Here is a 6,803-nt window from a genome sequence, read left to right as displayed (position 1 = left end):
TAGAGCTTTTCATCTTGAGCTTGCCGAAAGATCTATCCGGCTTGATCAATTGACTGATCCCTCGGTACCTCGGGATAGAAAAAGTCTTCACGATTGCCTCATTATCTCCCGAAGGCGTCTAACCTTGTTCGCGTCATTCATCAGATTTATGGTGTGAAACACTGACTGGCTATTGGAGAAACTAATCGGTTAGAGCTTTTCATCTTGAGCCTGCCGAAAGATCTATCCCGCTTGATCACTTGGCAACTCGGGATGGAAACACAACTTGTCAGAGAAGTAATCATGTTCAGACGGTTTGGCTATTTCTTTTCAGGTGAAAGAGCTTTATCCTTAAAGAGTCTGTACAACAATACTGCAGCTCGCTTAGTCTGCATAGGTAATGCGTTAACCTTTCCTGTTTCATTGACCGTATGGTCATTAGCACCACTCATTCCCATGGCATCAATACCCATTTTCACCAAGCCCGCAGTAAACGATATATCAGCGGCACCGGCATCGGCCGGATTTACAGAACTCACTTCTCCAAAGCCTAAGTCTTGACTCACCTGACTGAAAGCCTTCATGAGCGCATAATTACCCTCTGTAGGAGCAAATGGTGGATAACCTTCTTCAAAGGTTATAGTGGCTTGAGTTTGTGGTAAATGTTCACCCACAATCTTTTTCATGGTTTCCTGAGTTCGTTTTAATTGCTCCATACTCAGACAGCGAATATCGCCTGTTACAATAGCCGTTTGAGCTACTACATTGCTTTTCCCAAAGGCTGTTCCCGATTTGCTTTGTTCATTGTAAGTCACATCAGTTCCGCCTAAAATCATTCCGGGGTTAAAGGTCAAATATTCTTCGGCAGACAAGGCTTCGTAAAACTGATTCAGGATTCTTGAAGCTTCATAAATAGCCCCAGCTCCCACTTCAGGTTTAAAAATTTGCGATGAGTGAGCGGCATTACCCTTTACTTCCAGTATCCAGCCAGACGAGCTTCTTCGCGCTACATTCACGGTAGCCGGGTTGCCATCTCCGTTTTCAAATCCAAGAGCAATGTCGGCCCACTCTGCAGCTTCAATCAGGGCCGCTTTTGAAAGACTCAGGGGTCTTCCGCTAAGCTCTTCATCGCCAGTCATAACAACCCAAACATTCATATCTTTCAACAGCCCGGCATGGTGTAGAGCCGTCAGAGCCTGCAGAATGATTATGTTGCCTCCTTTCATATCGGCTATTCCAGGTCCTTTTATAGTTTCTTCATCCACTTGTTCCCATTGCTGGAAAGGACTGTCGGGTTCAAAAACAGTGTCCAGGTGGCCAATCATCATGATCTTAGGCCCTTTGCCTCCTTCAATTTTGGCCACTAAATGTCCGGCCCGGTTAAAGGCACTGCCATCTAAAAACCGTGTTTCCATACCCAGAGCTTCGAACTTTGGCATCAATACATCAGCCACCTGCCTTACACCCTCAAAATTCATAGTGCCTGAATTGATGTTGATGGTTTGTTTGAGAAGTTCTAAAGCCTCGTGGTTGTTCTGATCGATCCATTGAACTATCTTTTTCTCTGTACGATCGAGTTGTGCCATGCTTAGGCTACAGACTAAAAACAAACTAAGGGTAAGGCTAAGTGCTTTCATAATTTTACTTTTCAGGCTCAAGTATACTCAACATAGCGGCAATAAGAAAGTGTGTAAGCATTCTAAACACCACTAAAACAATTGGGGTTTTAAACATAAAAAAGTCTTCAGCATGATTGGTTGACCAACCACTGAAGACTTCTTTAATTAAAGCACTTAAAGGCTTACCGAATGGCTAAAACACGCGAGAAAGGTTAAAGCCAAAATGAATGTCGCCATTGAAAAAATTGCCATCGGTCTCAGTAATAAAGCCTTTCTCTACCATTGACCTGGAATTGGTAAAGGTGAGATGAAAGACATGGCCTCCGGTTTCTATTTCAACGCCAATTCCAATGGAGTCTTTATATAAATCGGTCAGTTCACTGGTAAGTCGGTAATAGTACTCGCTGTTGATGGCTACTCTTTTGCCCACTTTTACTCGACCAGCCACACCAAGAGCCAACAGGTCGTTTTCCTGGTTGCCCATTACCCTATTGCGGTGCACATAAGTAGGCATAAATTGAAGCGAAACGGTTTCGTTCATTTTACGGGCAATAAGCAACTGGTGAGTATATGCTACCCTGTCGCTAAACTCCTCATTTTGCAAAGCCGGATTATCTAATGTTCTAATGGCCATACTACTAAAACCTGTAATGGACACAGGCATCACTTTTTTGCCGGAAGACTGTCTTAGGATTTGATACTTGGCAAATCCATCATAGATTTTCTCAAAAGAACTGCGCCCTACACCTACGGTTAAAAAGTCGCTTATCCCATATTCAAAAGAAAACCTGATGTTGGCACCATCGAGGCCAAAAAGCTCATTGATTCCGGTGTTAATACGACCAAATCGGTGAGAGATAATAAACTCGAGCTCTTTGGCTTTGCGAGTAACCACGGTGTGTCCGTTAATCATCCGCTGCCCTTTAAAGGTCGCTTCTACGTAGTCTATGGTTTCCTCTCTTTCGTCAGAAAGTATACCGAGCAGATCGTCTTGGGCGCTAAGCGAGTGGCCTAAGACAATCGCTGCAATAAATAGTATAGTCTTTTTCATACTAGCGTTGATATGGCTCATACTTAAAATTAGCGGTTACTTCCACTTCTTCTGCAATGTTCCTGACCACTACGCTGGGTATTTTAATATCGTGGTCTTTTACCTTTACTTTAAAGCTAAATTCTGTATTTATAGTACCGTTGATAACCACAAGTTCTACCCGGGTGGTCAGGGGTTTGGTAACACCATGGATAGTAATATCGCCACTAACCGTTACAGGATATGTGCCATTACTCATAGACTTAAGTCCATCGGGCACCTCAAATTTTCCTTTAAAAGTAGACTTCGGGTATTTGGCAGACTCCATGTAATTTTCGTTGAAGTGTTCCTGCATAAGGGCCTTTTCAAACTGAAAAGCCTTTATCAATATATCTACGGCTACTTTACCTTTGTTTAAATCAATCACACTCAGTACTTTATCATTAAAAGCCTCAATATCTTCGAGAGGTGCGTGAGAGTAGAACTTAACCTCTCCATTTCGGGTCAGAAAACGGTCCTGTGCCATACCTGAAGTAGCCAAAAGCATGGCCATACTCAGGTTTAATAGTTTTAATGGTTTCATGTGTTAGTTTTTAATTTCAATGATAATCACGTCTTCCAGCAGCACATCGAGCAAATAACCAATGCACTCTCCCTTGAGCACTACCCGATCACCATCTGTTAAGGAATGATTGGTCAACTCATTTGAGTCTTCCAATGTGCACTTGAGCAAGCCAAAACCGTTGGTTTCCAGCTCAACTACCGGCTTGGCTTCGGCCGATTGATGAATGGCTGTAACTATTCCTTCAACCTGAACCACCTTGTTTAGATATAGCGTATTGGCCTTGTTTTCATCGGTTTCAAACGCATTGTATAGTGCCTCGGCTGTCAGGGACGCTTCCACGGTACGAGATTTCATTTTTGGCCCGGTCGAAAGCATTTTATCATAGACTATGTAAGCCGCAACAAATGCCATGACTACTGCAATAATTATGAGACGTTTCTTTTTCATTGGTGCTGTTTTTAGTTGAGACTGGCACCATCATTTACCCAACAGGCAATCTCTGCAATTTCATCGTCAGAAAGTGATCTGCCGCTAGACGATGGAGGCATGGTTTTGGCCCCGGTTCTTGCCTTGATACGGCTGGCTTGGGCAGCTATGTTGTTATCTACTCTGAGATCGGGGAAAGTGGTTCCGTTGTGACAACCCGACACAGCGCAGTTGGTTTGAATAATGTTCTTTACTTGTGCAAATACCACATCGGACTTAATGGTGGCCTGAAGCGAAACCTCGCAGTTATTGGCATCTCTTACGGTTACGGTATAATTGCCCGGAGCCAAACCGTCAAAGGTATTACCCGATTGAAAAGCATTGTCGTTAAGCTTGTATTGGTAAGGCCCTGCTCCATCGGTGGCGCTTACGCTTATACTACCGTTTGGTGTATCGCAATCGCTGGCTGTAGTGCCGGATATCGAAGCATTTACACCGTCTTGGTTGGCAATGTTTACAGAGATTTCTGCGGTGCATCCCGAGTTATCCGTCACAGTAAGGGTATAACTGCCGGCCGCCAGGTTATCAAAGGAAGCAGAGCTTTGAGCAGTACCTCCGTTAAGCGCGTATGTATAAGGGGCACTACCGCCCGTAGCCACTACGGTAAAGCTTCCGGTACTTTGTCCGCAATTAGCTTCGCTGCCAATAGTGGTTTGTAAACTTATGCTACCCTCACATTCATCGGGCAAGGGTTCTTTTTCTGAAGTACAACTAATGGCCAGAAGTATTGCGAATAGCCCTAGCACAGCTGTATACCTTAAAGGATTGGAGTTAAAGACGTGTTTCATGTTCATGTGGTTATAACAACTCAAATGTAGGCTGACCACCAGTGACTTAGGTTCAATTTAAGGGTTCTTTTGGTAAGCAGCTGACATTATGTACGTAAACAAAAGGTATACAGATCAAACTATCGCATTGAAAACCAATATCTTATGACGAAGCACGGTTTTAAGCTGTTTGGTCCATTTGAATGAGATATGCGAGCAGTGACTCTTCTTTATCCAGATTCAGCCGTTTCTTTAAACGATGCCTGGCTGTCTTGACACTGTTTGGGGATATACCCAGAACTGAGGAAATTTCTTTGAGGTTTAGGTTGAGTCGTATAAGAGCTGCAAGCCGCAATTCGCCTGCACTCAACTGGGGGGATTTCTGGTTTAGATTTTTAAAGAAATCCGTATGTACGTTTTCAAAGTAGAGCCTGAATTCTTCCCAATCTTTGTCTACATCCTGAATGGAATTTGCTAAGTGCATTAATTGCTGAACTTCTTTTGAGTGCGACTTGGCAAGGCTTTTTTTGAGGTCTTGAACACGTTCTTTAAGGCTATTAATTACCTCATTTTTACGTATGAAGTTCACCGTGTAAGAGGTCAACTCTTTATCTCTGGTAGCAAGTTCTTGCTCCAGCTTAGACTGCTCTAGTCGCGCTTTTTGTAGGGCAAGATTGGCCATTTCTTGTTGCGACTCGTATATAATACGGTCTTTTTTAATGCGAAGCCGCTGCCTGTTTATAAAAAGATAGGCCGATACAAGTAACAATAGCATAGCCGCTGCCAGTGCAAATTTCAGGTTCCTGTTCAGCTCATTTTGTGTACTCAAAAATATGGCCTCATTCTTCAACGCCTCCAGTTCCTTCTCCTGAGCGGCAAGTTCATTTCTTTTTTCAATCTCTGCTATTCTGTTGGCCATTTGCTCATTAAAAAGGCTATCCTTCATGGTAATGTACATGGTGGCATAGGCATTCGCTTCTTTCCAGCGCCCGGTTTCTTCTGCCAGGACTCTGAGCGTTTGGTAAGTGTCTCTCAGCCACTTCTTAGCTCCTACTTCACGAGCTATTTTCTCACTTTTTCTAAGGTATTCGTTGGCCTTGGAATAATTGGCTTGAGCCAGGTAGGCCCGACCCAAATCGAGAAAGCCACGCGCCATACCATCGGCATCATTAAGTTTTTCACTAATGGAGACTGCCTTCAAGAAGTAGCTTAGTGCTTCATCATATTCCTTTTTAGCCAAAAAGAGCTCTCCCAATCGGTTGTTCGACTCTCCAACTCCATAGATAAACCCATTTTTCTCGTGTATAGCCAAGGCCTTAAGTAAATACTCCAATGCCTGACTATAGCTCTGGGAGCGTATATAAACCTCTCCCATTTTATTGTAAGCCGTAGCAATGCGGTCAGACCGGCCGGCTTTGTCAAATCCATTCAGGGCTTGCCTGTAGTTTTCCAGAGCTCGATTGACAATGCCCTGATCAGCGTAGATCATTCCAATATTTAAATGGCAGTTGGCTACACCCAATTCGTCATTCAGCTTCTGATAGGCCGATCTGGATTTGAGCAAATCAATTAGTCCCAGTTCATAGTTACCACGGGTCCAATTAGCAACACCCAATACTCTTAGTGCAAATGCCGTCCCCTGCATATAGTTGAGCTTTTCGGCAAGCCGCAAGGCTTCATTGCCATATTCATCGGCTACAACGGGGTCTATAATCCAATATTCCAAACCCAACTGATTGAGCAACTGTACCCGAATAGTGTCTTGATTGGGGTAATGATTTAGAATATTTTTAAGACTATCTACATCGTGTTGAGCTGAAAGTGGTTTCAGCAATATGCATAAAGCAAAAATGGATAAAACAAGGCTACGCAAACACATACTTTACGAACATCCACGCCATATACCCTGAAGCGATAAGCTTGATTAGGGTGCCTACTAAAAAACCAATAAATGAACCAAAGGCAGATTTCAAGGCTTCCTGATTAGTTGCTTTGCCCGTGCTCATCTCGCCTAAAAAGGCTCCTACAAAGGGACCCACAATAATTCCGAAAGGAGGAAAAAAGAACAAACCAACTACCAAACCAATGGTGCTACCCCAAACACCACGCTTGGTACCTCCAAACTTTTTGGTGCCATAAATAGGGACAACATAATCCAAAGCGGTGACGGCCGCTGTAATAAATGCCCACAACCAGAGTGTATCCGAATCAAAAGGCGATTTTTCGGTCCACTGTAATAAGAGTAGTGAAAGAAAACTAATGGGAGGCCCTGGAATAATGGGAAGAAAGCAACCTAAAATGCCCACTATCATGCAAACAAAGCCCAGAATAACTAGAAGAATGTCCATAAAATACGT

At 43.4% G+C, this 6,803-nt stretch carries 7 protein-coding genes; all 7 read right to left on the bottom strand.

All coding sequences use genetic code 11. From position 1 onward, the window contains the following. Positions 1 to 299: 299 nt before the first annotated feature. Positions 300 to 1,616: a M20/M25/M40 family metallo-hydrolase gene (locus B3O12_RS13955; RefSeq protein ID WP_286756717.1), complete on the bottom strand. Its 1,317-nt coding sequence runs from the start codon at positions 1,614 to 1,616 to the stop codon at positions 300 to 302. A gap of 175 nt (positions 1,617 to 1,791) precedes the next feature. Next, positions 1,792 to 2,649 carry a DUF5777 family beta-barrel protein gene (locus tag B3O12_RS13950; protein WP_286756716.1) on the bottom strand — a complete coding sequence of 286 codons (858 nt, stop codon included), beginning with the start codon at positions 2,647 to 2,649 and terminating at the stop codon, positions 1,792 to 1,794. A 1-nt stretch (position 2,650) separates the two neighbouring features. Continuing rightward, complete coding sequence (locus tag B3O12_RS13945) at positions 2,651 to 3,211, bottom strand: YceI family protein (RefSeq protein ID WP_286756715.1); 561 nt, start codon at positions 3,209 to 3,211, stop codon at positions 2,651 to 2,653. A gap of 3 nt (positions 3,212 to 3,214) precedes the next feature. After that, positions 3,215 to 3,640 (bottom strand): OB-fold protein, encoded by a 426-nt coding sequence (locus tag B3O12_RS13940; protein ID WP_189631244.1) that lies wholly within the window; start codon positions 3,638 to 3,640, stop codon positions 3,215 to 3,217. Positions 3,641 to 3,651: 11 nt separating this feature from the next. Then, entirely contained in the window at positions 3,652 to 4,467 is an 816-nt protein-coding gene (locus B3O12_RS13935; protein ID WP_286756714.1) for a hypothetical protein, read from the bottom strand. Positions 4,468 to 4,627: 160 nt separating this feature from the next. Continuing rightward, positions 4,628 to 6,280 (bottom strand): tetratricopeptide repeat protein, encoded by a 1,653-nt coding sequence (locus B3O12_RS13930; protein ID WP_286756713.1) that lies wholly within the window; start codon positions 6,278 to 6,280, stop codon positions 4,628 to 4,630. Between the two features lie 31 nt (positions 6,281 to 6,311). Continuing rightward, positions 6,312 to 6,794 (bottom strand): DUF456 domain-containing protein, encoded by a 483-nt coding sequence (locus B3O12_RS13925; RefSeq protein ID WP_189631241.1) that lies wholly within the window; start codon positions 6,792 to 6,794, stop codon positions 6,312 to 6,314. Positions 6,795 to 6,803: the final 9 nt, after the last annotated feature.

It is taken from the genome of Roseivirga sp. UBA838, from assembly GCF_002296035.1.
GTDB lineage: Bacteria > Bacteroidota > Bacteroidia > Cytophagales > Cyclobacteriaceae > Roseivirga > Roseivirga thermotolerans.
This window is presented reverse-complemented; position numbering and strand designations above follow the sequence as displayed.